This window comes from Gemella sp. zg-1178, assembly GCF_018790995.1.
Taxonomy (GTDB): domain Bacteria; phylum Bacillota; class Bacilli; order Staphylococcales; family Gemellaceae; genus Gemelliphila.
Genome location: NZ_JAHKEI010000004.1, coordinates 17671 through 37302, shown reverse-complemented (window position 1 = coordinate 37302; position 19632 = coordinate 17671). Strand labels below are relative to the sequence as shown.

At 25.7% G+C, this 19632-nt stretch carries 23 protein-coding genes and 2 tRNA genes; 1 reads left to right on the top strand and 24 read right to left on the bottom strand.

Going from position 1 to position 19632, the window contains the following annotated elements:
* Window positions 1-2: 2 nt before the first annotated feature.
* From KMP12_RS01440 to KMP12_RS01375, 14 genes are all read right to left on the bottom strand, one after another.
* A complete protein-coding gene (locus tag KMP12_RS01440) occupies window positions 3-308 on the bottom strand; it encodes a DivIVA domain-containing protein (RefSeq protein WP_215755964.1) in 306 nt (101 codons plus the stop codon).
* Between the two features lie 16 nt (window positions 309-324).
* Window positions 325-1071, bottom strand: a complete 747-nt coding sequence (locus KMP12_RS01435) for an RsmE family RNA methyltransferase (RefSeq protein WP_215755963.1) — start codon at window positions 1069-1071, stop codon at window positions 325-327.
* Window positions 1072-1110: 39 nt separating this feature from the next.
* On the bottom strand, window positions 1111-3066 hold the full coding sequence (locus KMP12_RS01430) for a fructose-1,6-bisphosphatase (protein WP_252344653.1): 1956 nt from the start codon (window positions 3064-3066) through the stop codon (window positions 1111-1113).
* 103 nt (window positions 3067-3169) lie between these two features.
* The gene (gene rseP, locus KMP12_RS01425) at window positions 3170-4468 is read right to left on the bottom strand and encodes an RIP metalloprotease RseP (protein ID WP_215755962.1); all 1299 of its coding nucleotides are present in this window, start codon (window positions 4466-4468) and stop codon (window positions 3170-3172) included.
* A 20-nt stretch (window positions 4469-4488) separates the two neighbouring features.
* Window positions 4489-5265, bottom strand: a complete 777-nt coding sequence (locus KMP12_RS01420; RefSeq protein ID WP_215755961.1) for a phosphatidate cytidylyltransferase — start codon at window positions 5263-5265, stop codon at window positions 4489-4491.
* Window positions 5255-6019, bottom strand: coding sequence for an undecaprenyl pyrophosphate synthase (locus tag KMP12_RS01415; RefSeq protein WP_215755960.1), 765 nt, complete (start codon window positions 6017-6019; stop codon window positions 5255-5257). The genes KMP12_RS01420 and KMP12_RS01415 overlap by 11 nt, the downstream gene beginning before the upstream one ends.
* Window positions 6020-6132: 113 nt before the next feature.
* Window positions 6133-6390: a preprotein translocase subunit YajC gene (gene yajC / locus KMP12_RS01410; protein WP_215755959.1), complete on the bottom strand. Its 258-nt coding sequence runs from the start codon at window positions 6388-6390 to the stop codon at window positions 6133-6135.
* Between the two features lie 65 nt (window positions 6391-6455).
* Window positions 6456-7610 carry a tRNA guanosine(34) transglycosylase Tgt gene (tgt, locus tag KMP12_RS01405; protein ID WP_215755958.1) on the bottom strand — a complete coding sequence of 385 codons (1155 nt, stop codon included), beginning with the start codon at window positions 7608-7610 and terminating at the stop codon, window positions 6456-6458.
* A gap of 14 nt (window positions 7611-7624) precedes the next feature.
* Window positions 7625-8650 (bottom strand): tRNA preQ1(34) S-adenosylmethionine ribosyltransferase-isomerase QueA, encoded by a 1026-nt coding sequence (gene queA, locus KMP12_RS01400; protein WP_215755957.1) that lies wholly within the window; start codon window positions 8648-8650, stop codon window positions 7625-7627.
* A gap of 42 nt (window positions 8651-8692) precedes the next feature.
* Window positions 8693-9895, bottom strand: coding sequence for an FtsW/RodA/SpoVE family cell cycle protein (locus KMP12_RS01395; RefSeq protein ID WP_215755956.1), 1203 nt, complete (start codon window positions 9893-9895; stop codon window positions 8693-8695).
* Window positions 9896-9901: 6 nt separating this feature from the next.
* Complete coding sequence (locus KMP12_RS01390; protein WP_215755955.1) at window positions 9902-10180, bottom strand: DUF1507 family protein; 279 nt, start codon at window positions 10178-10180, stop codon at window positions 9902-9904.
* A gap of 18 nt (window positions 10181-10198) precedes the next feature.
* Complete coding sequence (locus tag KMP12_RS01385) at window positions 10199-10390, bottom strand: YqgQ family protein (RefSeq protein WP_215755954.1); 192 nt, start codon at window positions 10388-10390, stop codon at window positions 10199-10201.
* Window positions 10391-10395: 5 nt separating this feature from the next.
* A complete protein-coding gene (locus tag KMP12_RS01380) occupies window positions 10396-11835 on the bottom strand; it encodes a rhomboid family intramembrane serine protease (RefSeq protein WP_215755953.1) in 1440 nt (479 codons plus the stop codon).
* Between the two features lie 40 nt (window positions 11836-11875).
* Entirely contained in the window at window positions 11876-12256 is a 381-nt protein-coding gene (locus KMP12_RS01375) for a PTS sugar transporter subunit IIA (RefSeq protein WP_215755952.1), read from the bottom strand.
* A gap of 279 nt (window positions 12257-12535) precedes the next feature.
* Between KMP12_RS01375 and KMP12_RS01370 the strand changes: the two genes are divergently transcribed.
* Entirely contained in the window at window positions 12536-13777 is a 1242-nt protein-coding gene (locus KMP12_RS01370; protein WP_215755951.1) for an aminotransferase class I/II-fold pyridoxal phosphate-dependent enzyme, read from the top strand.
* Window positions 13778-13912: 135 nt separating this feature from the next.
* On the opposite strand, the gene KMP12_RS01365 is transcribed toward KMP12_RS01370, so the two are convergent.
* From KMP12_RS01365 to lplA, 10 genes are all read right to left on the bottom strand, one after another.
* Window positions 13913-14116: a hypothetical protein gene (locus KMP12_RS01365; protein WP_215755950.1), complete on the bottom strand. Its 204-nt coding sequence runs from the start codon at window positions 14114-14116 to the stop codon at window positions 13913-13915.
* A gap of 21 nt (window positions 14117-14137) precedes the next feature.
* A complete protein-coding gene (locus KMP12_RS01360; protein ID WP_215755949.1) occupies window positions 14138-15004 on the bottom strand; it encodes a polyprenyl synthetase family protein in 867 nt (288 codons plus the stop codon).
* Window positions 14994-15194, bottom strand: coding sequence for an exodeoxyribonuclease VII small subunit (gene xseB / locus KMP12_RS01355; protein ID WP_215755948.1), 201 nt, complete (start codon window positions 15192-15194; stop codon window positions 14994-14996). Before xseB ends, KMP12_RS01360 begins: the two co-directional genes overlap by 11 nt.
* Window positions 15195-15208: 14 nt before the next feature.
* The gene (gene xseA / locus KMP12_RS01350) at window positions 15209-16459 is read right to left on the bottom strand and encodes an exodeoxyribonuclease VII large subunit (RefSeq protein WP_215755947.1); all 1251 of its coding nucleotides are present in this window, start codon (window positions 16457-16459) and stop codon (window positions 15209-15211) included.
* 1 nt (window position 16460) lies between these two features.
* Window positions 16461-16856: a transcription antitermination factor NusB gene (nusB, locus tag KMP12_RS01345; RefSeq protein ID WP_215755946.1), complete on the bottom strand. Its 396-nt coding sequence runs from the start codon at window positions 16854-16856 to the stop codon at window positions 16461-16463.
* Window positions 16857-16865: 9 nt separating this feature from the next.
* Window positions 16866-17204, bottom strand: coding sequence for an Asp23/Gls24 family envelope stress response protein (locus KMP12_RS01340; RefSeq protein ID WP_215755945.1), 339 nt, complete (start codon window positions 17202-17204; stop codon window positions 16866-16868).
* 111 nt (window positions 17205-17315) lie between these two features.
* Window positions 17316-17389 (bottom strand) — tRNA-Asn (locus KMP12_RS01335).
* Between the two features lie 108 nt (window positions 17390-17497).
* Window positions 17498-17571 (bottom strand) — tRNA-Gly (locus KMP12_RS01330).
* 114 nt (window positions 17572-17685) lie between these two features.
* Window positions 17686-18486 (bottom strand): class B sortase, LPKTxAVK-specific, encoded by an 801-nt coding sequence (gene srtB, locus KMP12_RS01325; RefSeq protein ID WP_215755944.1) that lies wholly within the window; start codon window positions 18484-18486, stop codon window positions 17686-17688.
* Window positions 18487-18532: 46 nt separating this feature from the next.
* Window positions 18533-19522, bottom strand: coding sequence for a lipoate--protein ligase (gene lplA, locus KMP12_RS01320; protein WP_215755943.1), 990 nt, complete (start codon window positions 19520-19522; stop codon window positions 18533-18535).
* Window positions 19523-19632 lie beyond the last annotated feature (110 nt).

The window sequence follows — 19632 nt, the reverse complement described above, 5'->3', positions numbered from 1 at the left end:
ATTTATTCATTATTTTTTCCAAATACTGCTTGTTCTAACCTAGATATTCTTTTTAATATATCTATATTACTAGATGGTGTTGATACAGATTTATCAACTTCCTTACTTGTTGTTTTTAATGCACTTATTTTTATTTTAAGATTTTGATTTTCTATTTCTAACTCTTTTAATTTTATAAGAGTTTTTTCCATAAACATATAATCTTCTATAATAAGGTCTAAATAGTTATTTATATCTTCAATATCATATCCCTTATCTTTACTTTTTTTAAATTCTTTTTCGTATATTTCTATAGCCGTTAAATTCATAATAACAATCTCCTTATTAATTTATTTCTGAAAAATAAGCAACACAACTTAAAAAATAAAGTGGTGCTGTTTCAGCCCTTAGTATTCTTCTACCCAAACCAATACTACTATAACCACAATTGTTAAATTCTAAAACTTCTTTTTCTGAAAAACCACCCTCACTTCCAAAAACAGCTATTACACTTTTTTCAAATAAATCAGAATTTAATAGTTTTGATAAATTATTATTATTTTCATTCTGCGATTCATTTTCATAAGCTATAACCTTATAATCAATATCTTCATTTTCGTTTATTAAATTTCTTATTGAATCTACATATTTAATACTTGGTATAAGGCTTCTTTTAGATTGTTCCGAGGCTTCTTTAGCAATTTTTTCCCAACGTTTAAGTTTTAAATTTAATTTATCTGATTTTATTTTAGCAATATTTCTTTCAGAATTAAAAATAATTATTTCTCTAACTCCTAATTCAGTAGATTTTTGTATCAGATATTCTATTTTATCACTCTTAAGTGGTGGTATTGCTATTTTTGTTTTAGTAGGTAATTCTGTTTTATCTGCTACTGCTGATATTGGTAATATATTAACACATTTATTGTTAATATCAACTATACTACATACATACTTTTTTTTATCAGAAAATACTATATAAATTGAAGCACCAACTTTTTTTCTCATAACTCTTAATATGTGAAAGCTATCATCTTCATTTAAAGTAAATTCTTTTTCTTCAAATTTTTCATCTAAAAAATATTGTTGCATAAAACACCTCAAATAAGTATATCTATATTATACCATATATTACATTATATTATTCTTTTCTCTGATTTCTCCAGATTTGTAATTTTCTAATAAAATTTTTAGAACTTTTATCTGATTTTGTAACTCTAAACCAGTATCCGTATCCTTTATCATTTTTCTATTTAAATTTTTATCAACAACTCGTCTAGTAGAAACAATATCAGTTTCTAATTTTATTGCTTCGTCCCTACTTGTAAAAATATCGTGTTTCATTATTTGAAGTCCATAAGAATTATATGTCAATGTATATCCACCATGACCTGTTGTTTTATTATATGCCTTAGACATACCTCCATCAATTACAATAGTTCTTCCATTAGCTTTTATCGGGTCTTCTCCCTTAGTTGCCTTTACTGGTGTATGACCATTGATAATATGACCATCCTCATTAAGTCCAAATTCTTTCAATAATTTTTTAGAAAATTCTTCCCTATCTCGTAATTTATAATACGGATTTTTAAGTTCTATATGAGATTCTTTATCATCAATAAAATATCTTTCAAATGTAGTCATATCTTTTTTACCGAATAATGGAGAATTTTCTCCCTGCCATAGATACAAAAATATACCATGCCCTTTTTGCTCTTTGCTATAATATGCTTTTCTAACCTTACTATCAAAAAAATCTAACATCTCTTTACCCTTGTAAAGTTTATTTTTATAGTTCACTCCTTTGAAATCCCCATTTTCATCAACCGGCATACAGCCATGCAATAATAAATTTCCATTATGGCACTTGTACATAGCCCCGCTATTAATCATAAAATCAATATGTTTTCTTAATTTTTCACTAGATACAAAAGATTCTCTTAATTTTTCTATTAAAATTTCTTCATCTTTATTAAGTTTATAAGGATTTTCTATATCAACCGTTGGAAAATTACAACTACTTAATTTGAAATTATTTTCTCCAATTTGAATATTACCAGTTTTGTAATCTATTTTATCTAGTAATAACCTACTGCTTAAATTAAATTCTGGATATTTATCAATGAAATATTTTTCCAACTTAAATTGGATTATAGCAATAGCCTTGTGCATTTTAGCTATTTGTAGAACTTCTCTTTTGCTGTATTTGTCATATTTTGTTAGTTTTGGTAAAAATTCTATACACTCATCATCAGAATAATATAACTCAGCAACGTTTAGCAAATTTCTTAAAGAAATACCATATCTATCTTCTATTATATCTAAATTATCATATCTAGCACATATTCGTAAAACATTTGCTATGCAAACTAAATCACCACAACTTGCTCCTATCCATAGCATATCGTGATTTCCCCACTGAATATCAACAGAATGATAATCAATCAGTCTATCCATTATTTTGTCAGGATAAGGTCCCCTATCATAAATATCTCCCACTATATGCAAGTGATTAACTATTAATCTCTGTATAGAGTAAGATAATTTTATAATAAATGTTTCCGAAATATCTAATTCAAAAATTGTTTCTATTATTTTATCGTAATACTTTTGTTTATCAGAATTAAATTCCATTTTATAAATTAATTCTTCTATTATGTAACTAAATCCTTCAGGTAAAATTTTTCTTACCTTAGAGCGAGTATATTTTCTTGCGGCAACTTTCACAACTTCTAAAAGATTAAGTATTAAATCTTTTTTTAAGTTTTTATAATCTTTATTAGCATATTCTTTTTTTAACAATAGTAATTTATCTTCTGGATAATAAATTATTGTAGCTAATAAGTTAATATCATTAGCAGTCAAATTATTTTCAAAAATTTCTTTTAATTTTTCCTTTATCACTCCAGAACCATTTCTTAAAATATGGTCAAAAGCTGCATACTCCCCATGTATGTCACTTATGAAATGTTCTGTTCCTTTTGGAAGAGATAAAATAGCTTCTAAATTAATAATCTCCCTAGTTACTTCATCAATACTTTTAAAATTTTTTGATAATAATTCTAAATGTTCTTTTGAAATATTCATATTATTCTCCCTTTAACAAAATATTTTATTATATTTTAACATCTAGCAATTTCATTTTCAAATAAAATAGAGATGATATAAAATCATCTCTATACTATATTTTTTAATTAAATAATCTTGATATATCATTCCATGTAACTGCAAGCATTAATATTATTAATAACACACTAAAAATAGCAGTAGCATAATATTGAGCTTTTTTACTTATTGGTTTGCCGAAAGCAGCTTCATAAAGTACAAAAATTATTCTACCTCCATCTAAGACAGGTATTGGAATAAGATTCATCAAACCTAGATTTACACTAAGTAATCCTACCCATCTTAAAGTTGTGATAAATCCATTTTTAGCTGCTTCAGTTGTCATTTCATATATGGCCACCGGTCCACCTAATTGGTCTAAATTAAAACCACCACTAAAAACAGAAACAAAAAGTCTTACTATACCAGTAAATATAAGAGTACCGTAATATAAGGTTTTACTAAGTCCATCTTTGATAGAATTAAGTATATTATGGTCGTATTTTACTTCTATACCAATAGAATATTTTTTAGTTTCATTACCATTTTTATCTTTGACAATTTCTGTCTTTGGCGTAACTTTGATTATTTTTTCTGTTCCTTTTCTATCTACCAAAGTAGTGATTTCTTTACCCTCATATTTAACAATATTTTCCCCAATTTCAAGCCAAGTATTTATAGGAACACCATTAATTTCTTTTATTACATCATCAGCTTGGAATCCTGCTGAATAAGCTGGAGTATTTTCAACTACCTTACCTATAATTGCTTTATTTATAGGAACACCATTACTAATAGATATACCAACAAAAATAATTGCCGCCAATATAAAGTTCATCAAGGGACCAGCAAATAGAGTTAGAAATTTTTTTTGCCAAGAATGTGAAGAAAACATTCTTTCTATGGGAGCTATTTGTTCTTCCATACCACTAAATACAACACAAGCATCTTTTCTGACTGAAAATTTTTCTAAATCTTGTCCACTGTTTACAAAACCTTCTATAAATAAATTATCTGTTAAATCATATTCATTTACTTCGATAGGGAATAAATCAACATCATTACTTTTATCTAAAATTATTTTTTCTACTTTATCTTCAGAATCTAATTTTAAAAAAACTTGCATTCCCTTTTTTATATCATAAGGAGAAACTTCATTATTAAAATCAAAAACATTGTCAGGCATTTTTACATAGCCACCTATCGGCAATAATCTAACTGTAAAATTTGTTTCTCCGATTTTTTTATGAAATATTTTAGGACCAAAACCTATTGCAAACTCTTGGCACAATATACCTGATTTTTTAGCAACAATAAAGTGTCCTAACTCATGAACTGTTACTACAACAAAAAATACTAATAAAAAAACAATTATTCCTTGCATTTAATTCCTCTTTTCTAAATTTATTTTATTAATTCCAAAAGAATTAATAAGAATGGAGCTGATAATATTAAAGAATCAAATCTATCAAATATCCCTCCATGACCAGGCAATATATTGCTACTATCTTTAACATTATATTCACGCTTATAGGCTGATTCTACCAAATCTCCAATTTGTCCTATTAGGCTAATAATAATAGTAACAGATATTGCTATTAAAATATTACTGAATATATCAGTTGTTAAATAAAATATAATAGCCACAATAATAGATAACAAACTTCCTATTATTGAACCTTCTATTGATTTATTAGGACTGATATTTGAAGATAACTTTCTTTTCCCAAATCTCATACCTCCAAAATAAGCCCCGCTATCAGTTACCCAAATAGTTAGCAATAAATAAAATAATAGTGATAAACTTATCTCTCTAATTGCATTTAAAGAATAAAATCCTAATGTTATGTAAAACGATAAGAAAAATACATTAGCAATATCAACTAATTTAATTTTATGATTACTTATAATTATATTTAAAAATAATAAAAAAATAATTATTAATAAACTTAAAGTTAAAATTTCATTACTAAAATATTTTTTGAAAAAAAATCCTAATACGAATAATGACGATAAAATAAAAACACCAATATTTATTTTACCAAAAGTAATTTTTACTATTTCATAAACTGATAAAAAACTAAGAACTAAAGAAGCAAATAAAAAATAATTTCCTCCTAATACTAAAAATGGCACAAAAAGTATTAATGCTACAACAGCTGTCTGTATTCTAGTCTTCATTTAAACCTCCAAATCTTCTATCTCTAGCTTGATATTCTTGTAAAGATTTATAAAATTCTTCTTCTGTAAAATCTGGCCAAGCAACTTTAGTAAAGATAAATTCACTGTAAGCTATCTGCCATAATAAAAAATTAGAAATTCTTTGTTCACCTGATGTTCTTATCAATAAATCTGGATTAGGAAAATCTTTTGTGCTCAAATAATTAGAAAAAATTTCTTCACTTATTTTGTCTAAGCTTATAACATCATTTTTATAATCATTAACTATATCTTTTACTGCATTTAATATTTCTAATTTAGAGCCATAATTAAGTGCAAAAATTAATTTTAAACCAGTATTGCTTTTTGTTTCTTCTATCGCCTTATTAATTGCATTTTTAGCACTGTCAGGCAAGTCTGCTACATTACCTATAACTCTAACTTGCACATTATTTTCCATGAGTTCAGGCATGAAACTAGAAAACATTTTTTCTGGCAAACCCATTAAATAATTAACTTCTTGTTTTGGTCTAGACCAATTTTCTGTTGAAAAAGCATAAAGAGTTAAATATTCTATTCCCAAATTTGATGCGTATTTTGTAATTTTTTTTACAGTCTGCATTCCTTCATAATGACCTTTTATTCTCGGCAAATTTCTTTTTTTAGCCCATCTTCCGTTACCGTCCATAATTATTGCGACGTGTTTAGGAATTTTTTTTATAATTTTGTCTTCTAGTTTTTCTTTTTTATTTTTTTTAATAAAAAACTTAAACATAAATACTCCTAGCTTTTTATAAAGTAATTCAAATAATTATAACATAAATATTTATAGTCAACAATTATTATACAAATAAAAAATAAAAACAGCAAATTTTTGCTGTTTTTATTTTAAGCTGCTAATCCTTTAATTGCTACTCTTTCTAATTTAATTTCTGTTTTTGGTGCAATACGCAACACCACAGTAGCAGTTCCTATTTCTACTATTTCTCCATAAATTCCTGCAAATGTAACAACATTGTCTCCAGGTTTTAATGAATCCTGTAATAATTTTAATTCTCTATTACGTTTGTTTTGTGGGCGTATTATTAAAAAATACATAAAAGCAAAAATCACCACAAACATTAAAATACTATATAAATTCTGCATAATTTTCTCCTATAAATTTTATAATATCTATTTTACTATACACTAATAAAAAAATAAACTATTTTTTAAAAATTTTTAGGATTTTCAACATTTAATCCATATTCTTCAAAAAATTCTTCTTTATAATCTAGTAGTCTATCTTCCATTATTGCTTGTCTAATATTTTTCATCATATTAAGTAAAAAGTGAATATTGTGTGTTGTTGCCAATCTAGCCCCAAAAATTTCATCAGCTTTAAACAAGTGCCTTAAATAAGCCTTAGTATAATTTTTACAGCAATAACAAGTACAATTTTGGTCTAGAGGAGTAAAATCTTCAGCAAATTTTGCATTTTTTATAACAATTCTTCCTTTACTCGTCATACAAGTTCCATTTCTTGCTATTCTAGTAGGTAGGACACAATCAAACATATCAAGACCCCTTATTACTCCTTCAAAAAGGGCATCAGGAGAACCAACTCCCATTAAATATCTAGGTTTATTAGTTGGTAATAGTGGCATTGTTTCTTCTAAAACTCGGTACATAACTTCTTTAGGTTCTCCAACAGATAAACCTCCTATTGCATAACCTGGAAAATCCATACTAACTAAATCTTTGGCGCTTTGTTCTCGCAATTCTTTAAAACCTGCTCCTTGAACTATACCGAATAAACTTTGATTTTTATAATTAGTGTGAGCTTTTAAACATCTTTCTGCCCATCTTGATGTTCTTTCGACAGATTTTCTAATATATTTATAATCGTGATTAAAGTCTGGGCATTCATCAAAAGCCATCATAATATCACTACCTAATGAAGTTTGTATACTAACTGCTTTTTCTGGTGATAAAAATAATTTTTCTCCTGATAGGTGATTTTTAAAATGTACTCCTTCTTCTTCTATTTTTCTAAAATCACTCAAGGAAAATACTTGAAATCCGCCAGAATCAGTTAGAATACTACCATCATAATTCATAAATTTGTGTAAACCACCAGCTTTTTCTATTATCTTTTCTCCTGGTCTTAACCATAAATGATAAGTATTAGATAATATTATGTTAGCTCCCATATTTTTCACTTCTTCTGGAGACATAGTTTTTACTGTTGCTTGTGTTCCTACTGGCATAAAAACAGGAGTTTCAAAACTTCCATGAGGTGTGTGAACTATACCTAATCTTGCACCTGATTGTTTACAAGTTTTAATATGTTCATACCATACTGCATTATTTCTTACGTTTTTCATTTATTCCTCCAAAATTAATATATATACATGACATCTCCAAAACTAAAGAACCTGTATTTATTTTTCACTGCAATATCATATAATTTTAACATACTTTCTCTATTATAAAAAGCACTTACTAACATCAGTAATGATGATTTTGGTAAATGAAAATTTGTTATAAGTCCATCAATACATTGAAATTTGAAACCAGGATATATGAATATATCAGTCCAACCTGATGTTTCAATTATTTTTCCTTTATTATCTCTAGCTATAGTTTCTAATGTTCTTGTAGTTGTTGTACCAACAGAAATTACTCTTTTCCCCTTACTTTTAGTTTTATTTATAATATCTGCTGTTTCTTGATTAATTTCATAATATTCTGTGTGCATTTTATGAGTTTTTATATCTTCAACTGCTACTGGTCTAAATGTTCCCAAACCCACATGTAGTGTCAAATAACAAATATTTACACCTTTTTTCTTAATATCTTCTAACAATTCTTTTGTAAAATGTAAACCAGCTGTTGGAGCTGCAGAAGAACCTATTTCTTTAGAATATACAGTTTGATATCTTTCTTTATCTTCTAATCTTTCTTTTATATATGGGGGCAAAGGCATAAGACCTAACTCATCAAGTCTTTCTTGAAATATCCCCTTAAAAATAAACTTTAATTCTCTAAAACCGTCATCTTTTACAGCTATACACTCAGCCTGCATTATACCACCAAAATCTAAAATAGTACCAACTTTTACTCTTTTTGCTGGTTTTACCAAACATTCCCATTTTGTATCTACTTTATTTTTTAATAATAAAACTTCTATACTAGCCTTAGTATCTATCTTTTCACCAAATAATCTTGCAGGCATAACCCTAGTATTATTTAAGACTAGAGTATCTCCACTATCAAAATAATTAACAATATCAAAAAAATTTTTATGACTATAAGAATTATCTTGTTTATTAATAACCAATAATTTACTATCATCGCGTTTTTTAAGTGGGACTTGTGCAATTAGATTTTCTGGTAAATAAAAATTAAAATCTTCTAATTTCATTGTATTCTCCTAATATAATCATTTTCATTATAAAAAGGCAGCTTAATTGCTACCTCTTACATATTTTATATGCGAAAGCAAATTCATTATTATTCCTAAGGTAATACTAAGAATAAACATAGAGCTACCTCCAAAGCTAAAATAAGGAATAGGAACTCCGGTTAATGGAAGAGAAGCAGAAACTCCTCCCATATTTATTATAGTTTGAATAAATAATAATGCCGCAAACCCAAGAGCAAAAAGAGATTCAAAAGTTTTTCCTGCTTTTAATCCAGTATATATAATTTTTAATATTATTATAGACAAGAGTAAAACTAAAAATAATACTCCAAAGTAGCCCAACTCTTCAGCAGTTATTGCTAATATGAAATCTGTATGTGCCTCTGGTAAATATCCTAACTTCTGTATAGAATTTCCTAAGCCTCTTCCAAATAGTCCACCATTGCCAAATGAAATTAAAGAATTAACAACTTGACTATCTGAACTACTTTTTCCATAAAAAGGGTCTAAAAATGTTTTTATCCTATTTACTCTGTATGAACTACCACTAGAAAAAATAACTATTATTAGTAAGAAAAACAATGCTCCAAAAGCACCTAAAATTGAAATTTTTATAATAGTATAAATATTTCTAAAACTTATATTAGCACATAAAACCATGACAACTAAAACAAAAACGGTTATTAACATTGTTCCAGTATCATTTTGTAAAAAAATAAAAACTAATACTGCTAAAGGAACTGCAAAAATGCTGGCTAATTTTTTAAGTGGAGTGGGTCTTAAAAGAGTTCTCTTCCTCGATTCTAATATCAAAGCCATATAAGCAATTATAAAAATTTGAGCTATCGTAGATGGCTGAAATGTAAATCCAGCTAAATTTATCCAAGAGTGAGCACCGTTTACTGATGCTTGAAATAGTGGAATTATTAAAAGTACTATAATAAATAAAAATCCAGACGTATACATATTTTTATTTTTAAAAATTTCATATGGAATTATAGTTGCAAAAACAAGATAAGCACATAAAGAGATTGTTGCCCAAATTAGCTGTTTTATTAGAAAATAATTTGCAGCAACTGGAACATTACCTGTGAACATTCCGTACTTATTACCTATCATACTAGCACTATAAACCATTATACAGCTAAAAACAAATAAAATTATTAGAGATAAAGTTACAAATATATCCAATTTCTTATAGCGTTTTTCTTTTGCTACACGTTTTAATATTTTTTTTATATTCATATAGGTTTAATTAATTTTTCTTTTCTCAATATTAAGATATAGATTATTAAGTTTATTCTCTAAATCTTCTAAAACTTCTTTGCTATAACTTTTTGTAACAAATCCTATCTCAACTGCAAGTTCTAACTCTTTTGAAATCCCATAAATTTGAGTGTCTATTACATCCTGATAAAGAGGACACTCTCTATATTTTTTTACAGATAGCTGAGCTTCAATAAGTTCTTCTACCTTTTTTATATCTTGTCTGATTTTATTAATTACTTTTATTTTCAAAATATTGTCCATATTCATTCTCCTAACAATTTATTGTAAAAGTCTTTGCTCTTTTTTTATAATGGTTACTGCTCTTAGATAAGTATCTTGAGTAATTAAACCTAGTCTATATAACTCCATTATCTCAAATTTTGTTAATTGAAGCAAGTGCAGTCTATTTTTCATATAAATAATTATATCAAAAGATTTTAGTAATTGCTGTATATCGAAAAAATCCTTCATGAAATCTACCCCTTACTATTTATTTCTTCTCTAAAGTTTAAATATTTAATATCCTTATCTAATTTAATAGCTTTATCTATATATTCTAAACTTTTACTATAATTACTTTCCTTGTATTCTATTAAGGCTAATTGATAATAGATTGGTGCGAATTTATCATCAAAATTAATTCCATCTAAAAACACTTTCTTAGCTTCTTGTACTGTTGATGTTGTTATTTTCATCATACCTAATTCATAGTATGATAGTATTGATTTATTATTAGAATTTATTTCTAATTCTAATTTTTCTGTTGAAGTATATCTGTTCACCTTAAGCAATCTTTCATTTACTGAATTTAATCTATAATTATTAATTGAACTTTTCATATCTATACCAAAAATATTAATAAATATTCCTAAAACCACAACTAATGAAATTAAAAATATAGCAAATTTACTGTTTGTTCCTTTTAATAGTGCTATCTGAACAAATATTCCTAAAATAAAGGCAAACATATACATACCTATTGATATTTTAAAATCTGAAATTAAATTGAGTAAAATTAAATATATAATAGGCATTACAGCTGTATAAATAAATTTAAGATTATCATTTCTTTTATTAAGTTCAAAAATAAACATAGCACCTAACAAACCAAAAAATGATAAATTTATTGTGTTGGTATATTGTATTTGGTTAAGAATTAAAAATAAATTACAAAATAAAGAAACAGCCAACAAAATTATTATTGAATTTTTTAAACTTAATTCTTCATTTAATAAAACTGAACACAGTACGATAAATCCAACTATAAAAATTAAATGAAGTGAATTTTGAAAAATAAATATGTCCGTATATAACCTATAAAATTGACCACTTATAATATTTTGATAATTATACTCAAAATATTTATATATACCTCCCTTGCTATAATAAAGCAAAATATAATTTAATAAAAATAATAAAACAAAAAATATTGCTATTAAATTAAAGTAAATATTTGTAGATTTTAGTTTTTTATCTTTATACTTGTATCTGTCAACTACCCTATTCTGGTATCTATCGCTATCCACAGATATATCAACAAATTTTATATCACCTTTTTTTATAAAATTATGTATGTTTTTCTCCGATACAACTACTCTTTCTACAAGTAATTCTTCTGAAACCTTATATTTTTTATATTCTTGAATATCATTCTCTTCTTTAGAAAAATGTAATATCTTTATTTTTAAGCTACTTAATTTAAAATGTTTTTTTAATCTTTTTTCGTTTTTTATAATATTATAAACATTAGCATCTACTGTCGGATTGTCTAGCTTGTCATTATAAATTAATCTGGTAATCTCATTTTCATGATTTATCAACCAAATATCTTGTTTTTCTTCTCGATAATACAAAACTTCATTATTATATTTTGTTGTATATAGATAAACTATTTTCCAAAATTTTTTATCATCCATAATTAAGTTATCCTCAATTAATAAACTTAAACAGCTCTTGCTATTTAAGTTTAACTAATAATATTTTCTCATTATATTCTAACTTTCCATCTTTTTTTAGAAATATTAAGTCTGAAACTAACTCCATGTTAGTTATTATACACGGTATAAGTGTAGATTTTGCTTTTTCTTTTATTAAATTCAAATCAAAGGTAACTAAATCTTGTCCACTTTCTATATCATCGCCAACATCTACATGAAATTTAAATCCCTGAGCTTGCAAATAAATTGTATCCAAGCCTATATAAATAAGTAATTCTATACCTGAATTTGTTCTTATCATCATAGAGTGTTTTGTTGGAAATATATTTATAATTTTTCCTGCAACAGGCGAACATAGTTTATTTTTTGATGGAAGAATAGCAAAGCCTTGACCTAGCATTTTTTGAAAAAACTGGGTCTGGAATATCTGCTAGTTTTACAAATTCACCTTTGACAAATGAATTTATCATTAATTCTGAAAATATATTTTTTTCTTAAATAACTTCAAAAATAAATTCATACTAAAATGACCCTTAAACTTAACCTACTCTACAATTTTAACATATCTAAGTATAAAACTCAACAAAATTAAGTAGCTAATACCGCTATATTAAATTTGATTTTTTTTAAATAAATAATTATAATTATTGCATATAGATAAAATTTTAAGGAGAATATTATGTCATTTTTTTCAAAAACAGGTAAGGATATTATTTTACCTAAAGATGTTCTTATTCAATCAAGAGAAACTGAAAATGTCAAGGGAGCTATAAACTCTACAATAGGCATGGCAACATTAAATAAAAAAGTAATGTACCTGCCTATATTGAGGGAGATAATAAAAAATTTATCCTATGAAGAATATTTACCCTACTCCCCAACTTCAGGTCATCCTACAGTTAGAAAATTATGGAAAGAAAAAATAATTAGAGAAAATAATAAAATTATTCCTGAATTTCTTTCTGAACCCATAACGACAGCTGGGATTACTCAAGGTATAGACCTTGTTGCAAATTTATTTTCTGATAAAGACGATGCTTTAGTATTACCAGACTTATACTGGCAAAATTATTCTCAAATATTTTCAGTAAAACTAAAAAATAAAATTTATAAATATCAACAATTTGAAAACGGACTTTATAGCATAGCAGGAATAAAAAACATATTGGAGAATTTACAAGAAAATAAAATATCAATGATATTAAATTTTCCAAATAATCCAACCGGCTACACACCTTCAAAAAAAGAATTTTCAGAACTAAAAGAAGTTTTAAAAAATTTTTTAAGTGCTAACCCTAATAAAAAATTAATTTTAATATGTGATGATGCCTACTTTGGATTATTTTTCGAAGAAGATAACAAAAATTCTACACTAAATGAATTTGCTGAATTAGTTAAATATGATAACTGCATAATCGCTAAATTAGACGGTATTACTAAAGAATTTTATGCTTGGGGCTTTAGATTAGGATTTTTAACCTATTATGTTAGTGATGATAAGTTGCGTAACGAAATCCTTGAAAAATCACAAGGTTTTTTAAGAAGTACAACATCTTCAGCTTCTAGTATTGCTCAAAAAACTTTAGAAATCTTGTTAAAAGATGATAAATACATAAATGAAAAATTAAAAAATGACAAAATAATTGAAAATAGATATAAAAAATTAAAAGAAGTAATAGAATTAGAAAATTTAGAAGAATACACAGAAATTTTGCCATTTAATTCAGGTTATTTTTTCACTATAAAGTTACCAGAAAATATAAACGCTCATGAATTTAGAATTAAACTTTTAAATGACTACAAATTTGGTGTGTATTCAATTGATAATTCTCACATAAGAATTGCATTCTCTTGCTTAGATGAAGAATATATTCCTATGATTATTAAAAGCATAAAAGAATGTATAATATCTTGGAAATAAATTTTTAAATTCTATTTACAAAACTTATAATAAATATTAAAAATAAAACTATAAAAGATAATTTTTCCTTTTATAGTTTTTTATTATCAAAAAAAGACTATTGATTTTATTTCAATAGTCTTAAAATATAAAATTTTAATTTTTGCCTTTTTTATTAATTCTTTTCATTATTTCTATAAAAATAAAATTAAATACTAAAATTAAAACTGATATAGCAAAAATATCTATATGTGTTATTGTATAATTTATCTCTAATACTTTACAAATATTTATATACAAGTAAGCTGAAATTACATAAATTATACTAGGAATTATTATAATATACTTTTTGTAAAACAAATAAATTTCCTCCCCTAAAAATTATTTTTTTCTATTTAAAAGTAAATCAGCTAATTCTATTAGCAAATTATTATTTAATGTATAAGCTGTATTCTTGGCTTTTTCTGTATGCTGTTCAAGTAAATTTTTACATTTTTCTATACCGTAAAAATTTAAATATGTTATCATATCTTCATCACTTGACATTTTCCCTATATTTTCAAATTCTCCGTAATAATCTAGGATATCATCTTTTATTTGATATGCTATACCTAATTCATTGCCAAATTCTTTTAATAAATTCAAATCTTTTTTGTTATTAGAAACTAAAGCTGAAAATAGGAGTGGTAAAATAATTAATTTACCAGTTTTTAACCTGTGCATATTTTTCAAATATTCAGCGTTAACTTTATATTTTTCTTGCCTAACGTCATATACTTGACCAGCTATCATGCCTTTAATCCCAGAAAAATTAGAAAGCAGTCTTATTAATTCTATTTTTACATCATTATCTAAAAATTTATTATCTGCGATTAACTCATAAGCCCAAGTTTGCATGGCGTCTCCTGTGAGTACAGCCATATCTTCTCCAAAAATTTTATGATTTGTTAATTTACCCCATCTATAATCATCATTATCCATAGATGGTAAATCATCATGTAGTAAAGAATATGTATGAATAAGTTCAATAGCCAGTGCCACATCCAAATATTTTTTGTAATCAATACCGTAATAATCTAGTAACAATAAAAATATAAGGGGACGTATTTTTTTACCCTCATTAACCAAAGAATATTCTATTGATTGTTTCAAATATTCTGATGTATTTAATTCAGAAATATTTTTTTTAGCAAAATCATTTATTAATTTTTTATTATCTAAGAAAAAAATATCAACTTTACTCTTCATTATCCAATTCCTTTTTTAAACTTAAAACTTTTTTTTCAGCTTTTTTAATTATATTGTTACAAGATTTTATAATATCTATTCCGGCTTTGTATTGCTCTAAGGCATCATCTAATGTTAATTCATTACTTTCTAATTTTCTTACTATATTTTCCAAATCTAATAATTGTTCTTCAAAGTTCTTTTTTTCCATACATAACTTCTCTCTTATAATAATTTATCTACTCTTGCTAATATATCCCCGTCCTTAACAGAAATTTTTATTTCATCATTTACTGACAAATCTGCAACAGAAGATATTTTTCTACCCTCTTTATCCTTAACTATGGCGTATCCTTTTTTTAATATATTTATAGGAGAATTATTTTCTAAACTATCAACTAAAGAATAGTAATTACTCTTATACTTTTCTATAATATCTAACCTTTTTAAAAGTTCTTTATTTTTAATAAGATTATCTTTTTTAATATTTATTGTATTTTTAATCAAGATATTTAACTTATCACTATAATTTTCTAATTCAGAATAAAAATAATGATAATTTTTTTCAAAATTTCTTATTTGATAAGTATTAGCCAAAGAAGATAACATATTTTTTTTGAAATTTATTTTTTCAACAATAAGTTTTGATATTAAATTTTCAGTATCTAGCAAATGATTTTTTAAATCTTCGATTGTAACTGATGTTACTATTTCGGCTGCCGCTGTCGGTGTAGAGGCTCTAACATCAGCTACAAAATCTGCTAAAGTAGTATCTGTTTCATGACCTATTCCAGTTATAATAGGAGTTTTACAATTAAATATTTCTCTTACTAAAAGTTCACTATTAAAACTCCACAAATCTTCGATACTTCCTCCCCCACGAGCTAAGATAATAACATCATTATCTTGCTCATCTGCCAATTTTAAATTTTTTATAATATCGTCAGTAGCATTTTCTCCTTGAACCAAAGATGAATAAATATTTATTTCAGCTAATGGATATCTTCTAGTGATAGTTCTTTTAATATCCTGTATAGCTGCCCCACTACTTGCTGTAATTACGGCTATATTTTTATTAAATTTTTTTATCAACTTTTTGTGTTCTTGTGAAAATATTCCTTCACCTTGTAACTTATCTTTTAATTCAATATATTTTTGAAATAAATCACCAATACTATCTTTTTTAATTTCATAAACTATTAATCTATGATTGCCATAGGGAAAATAAAAATTAAGTTCTGCCTTTATTAATACATTATCTCCATCTTTTATATCTACATTCGTAGAATTAAACTTTAAGGCGTTTATTCTAGTATTAGAATCCTTTATAGAAAAATAAAGTGTCCCATTTGTATGTAATTTACAATTAGACACTTCTCCTTTTAAATATATTTCCTTTAAGTAGGGGTCATGAACAAATTTTCTTTCCAAGTATTTATTAAGGGCAGTTACTGTTAAATATACTCTTTCTGACATTTTATTGTTCTTCTTTCTCTACAAAGCCTTTTAAAACACCATTAACAAATTTATAACTATCATCACTTTCACTATATTTTTTTGAAAGTTCAACTGCTTCATTAATTGATACCTTGTAAGGTATATCACTATAAAGTATTTCGTAAATAGCTATTCTCAATATTTGTCTATCCATCTTGGACAATCTTTTAATAGTCCAACCTTTTAAATTTTCAGAAATAATTTTATCAATACTTTCTTTTTTATTTATTATTTCTGCTAATGTAGTTATTATATAAGAATTATTTTTTATATCTTCAGTTTCAAAATATAAAATTTCATCAATATTTAAATATGTATTATCTAACTGAAATAATATTTTAAATACAATCTCACGTAATTTATGCCTAGTTTTCATATTATTCTCCTAGTAGTCTATACCAACAATATTTACATTAACATTTTTAGCCTTAATTTCTGTCATATTAAATAAAGTATTTCTAACATTATATTGTATTTTTCCTGCTACCTGAGAAACAGGATAACCAGATTTTAATTTGCAAGAAATTTCTACATTAAGTTCCTTATCATCAAAAGAAAGTTTTACACCTTTTGAATATTCTTTTTTGCCCATTTTTTCTAAAGTATTATTTTTAAAATTACCCACAAGTTTAGAAACTCCTTCAACTTCAGATGTCGATATGCTTACTATTACAGCTAAAGCCTGTGGTTTTATTTCTATATTTCCCAATTTATTCTGCATCATCAATATATCTCCTATATTAAATATAATATGTTCAATTATACTATAAAAATATTTACTTAGCAAATTTATAGAATAAAAAAAGTTGATACAAGAAATGTATCAACCTTAATACTCCACAGGCAGGACTCGAACCTGCGACCCTCTGATTAACAGTCAGATGCTACTACCAACTGAGCTACTGTGGATAAATGTAGGAGTAAGGGAAATTTGCTCCCTGCGATCTTTTATACTCCTATTGGTTTTCAAGATGAATACCTCCAGGCAGACTTAAATATTCCTCCTAAATAAAAAAATGGAGCGGGTGATGAGAATCGAACTCACAACATCAGTTTGGAAGACTGAGGTTTTACCACTAAACTACACCCGCATATCATTTATTCATTTTATTTTTTTATTATAATAAAATTTAATTTTATTGTCAATACTATTTTTAAAAATTTATAAAAATCGACAAGATACTTCTCGTCGATTTTTTAATTATTTATCTAGTTTTAACATAAGATAATTTCTCTGCATTTTTTTCTAAAAAATTTGGCAATTCATCATCTGGAATTTGACGCAGGTATAAATTAGATCTTATTATTTCATCTTCTTCACGACAAGTAGATAATACTAAATACCTATCTTTAGAATCAATTTTTATATTAGGATTTTTTGTAGTGGCATCTTTGCTAACTGCTGTTAATTGATTTGCAAAATCTGCATCACTTTCAAAAGTAGTTCTATAAAAAGCCGTAGTTTCTGGTACTATTATTAAGAATGCTACTTCATAATAATATTTTCTTTGAGGAGTTTCTATTACTACATAAGGATGTTCATCAAAAAAATCTTGTTTGTCGTAATAATTAACATCATTAAACATTCTTTTATCTGGTGCTTGACTTCCTCTGGCGTGAGCAAATAACCATGTTAATTTATCTGAAAAATTTTTATTATTATCCATATCCATAAAAACAGCACCTAAAAGTGGGACATCATTTCCTTCAAAAGTTTTAACTAAATATGTATAATTATCATTAGTTTGAACTATGGGTTCATCTAAATTAGTATTTGGAGCATATATATATCCTATCGTTTCTTTATTGATACTTAATAAGTTATCAAATCTTTCTTTTAGATAAGTTTTTTCTTCTTCACTTACTTTATATGAACTTTCTGCGGCTTCAACTTTATTAGAAATATTTTCTTTAATATTTTCTTTTTTACTACATCCCGTTATGACTAAGCCTAATATTAATAAACATAGTAAAAATATTTTTTTAAAATTAATATTTAATTTCAATTACATCACCTCCAATTTCATAATTTATACCTTATTGAGATATTTGTTAATCTACTATTATATCTACAACTTCTTCTAATTTTGCACCTAGGAAATATGAGTTTATGTCTTCTTTTTCCAACACTTCTGAAATATCTTTTTTACTATATCTCACACCTTCTAATTTTTTAGATATATCCTCTACATCCATAACTCCAAAGAAATCTCCAAAGAATTTAACATTAGTTATATGACCATTATCCACTTGAATATTTGCTTCTATTTTTCCAGTTGATAATCTTCTATTTCTCTTAATATTAAATTCTGGATTTTTTCCGTATACCCAATCCCAAGAATCATTTTTTTCTGTTTGAATTTTTTTAATTTCTGTTAATTCTTCTTCTGATAAAACATAGCTTGTCATGCCAAATTTTTCTTCCATGTGAAGTCTAAGTGATTCTTTAAAATCTTGAACAGTCATTTCTTCATTAGGAACATATTCTTTAATGTTAGTAACCCTTGAACTAACAGATTTAATTCCTTTTGATTCTATTTTATCTTTTGAAACTTTTAAAGCTTCTGATAAAACACTTGTATCTACATCAAACATCAAACAACCGTGATGCATTATTCTTCCATTTCTAACATATTGGGCATTACCACAGAATTTTCTTCCATCTATTTCCAAATCATTTCTACCCGTAAAACTTGCAGAAACACCTAGAGTTGCCAAGGCATCAATTACAGGTTGAGAAAAACTTTTGAAATCAAATGCTTCTCCACTTCTACCATTTGAAATTATAGTATAATTCAAGTTATTCAAATCGTGGTAGACTGCTCCACCACCGCTAACTCGTCTTACTATTTCAATTCCTTTTTCATCACAATATTTTTGATTAATTTCTTCCGTAGTGTTTTGATTTTTACCTACAACTATACAAGGTTTATTAATCCAAAGAATGAAAACATCATCTTTTTTAGCCAACTCATTAAAAGCGTAAAATTCTACTGCTGTGTTAAACTTAGGGTCATTACTTTTTGTATCTATATATATCATATTAAGTTTCCTCATTTATTAATAATACTAATATTATATAATTAATTTTCTAATTATGCAATTAAATATTATTTTTATAATTTATTTTAAAAAATTTTTTAAATAATATA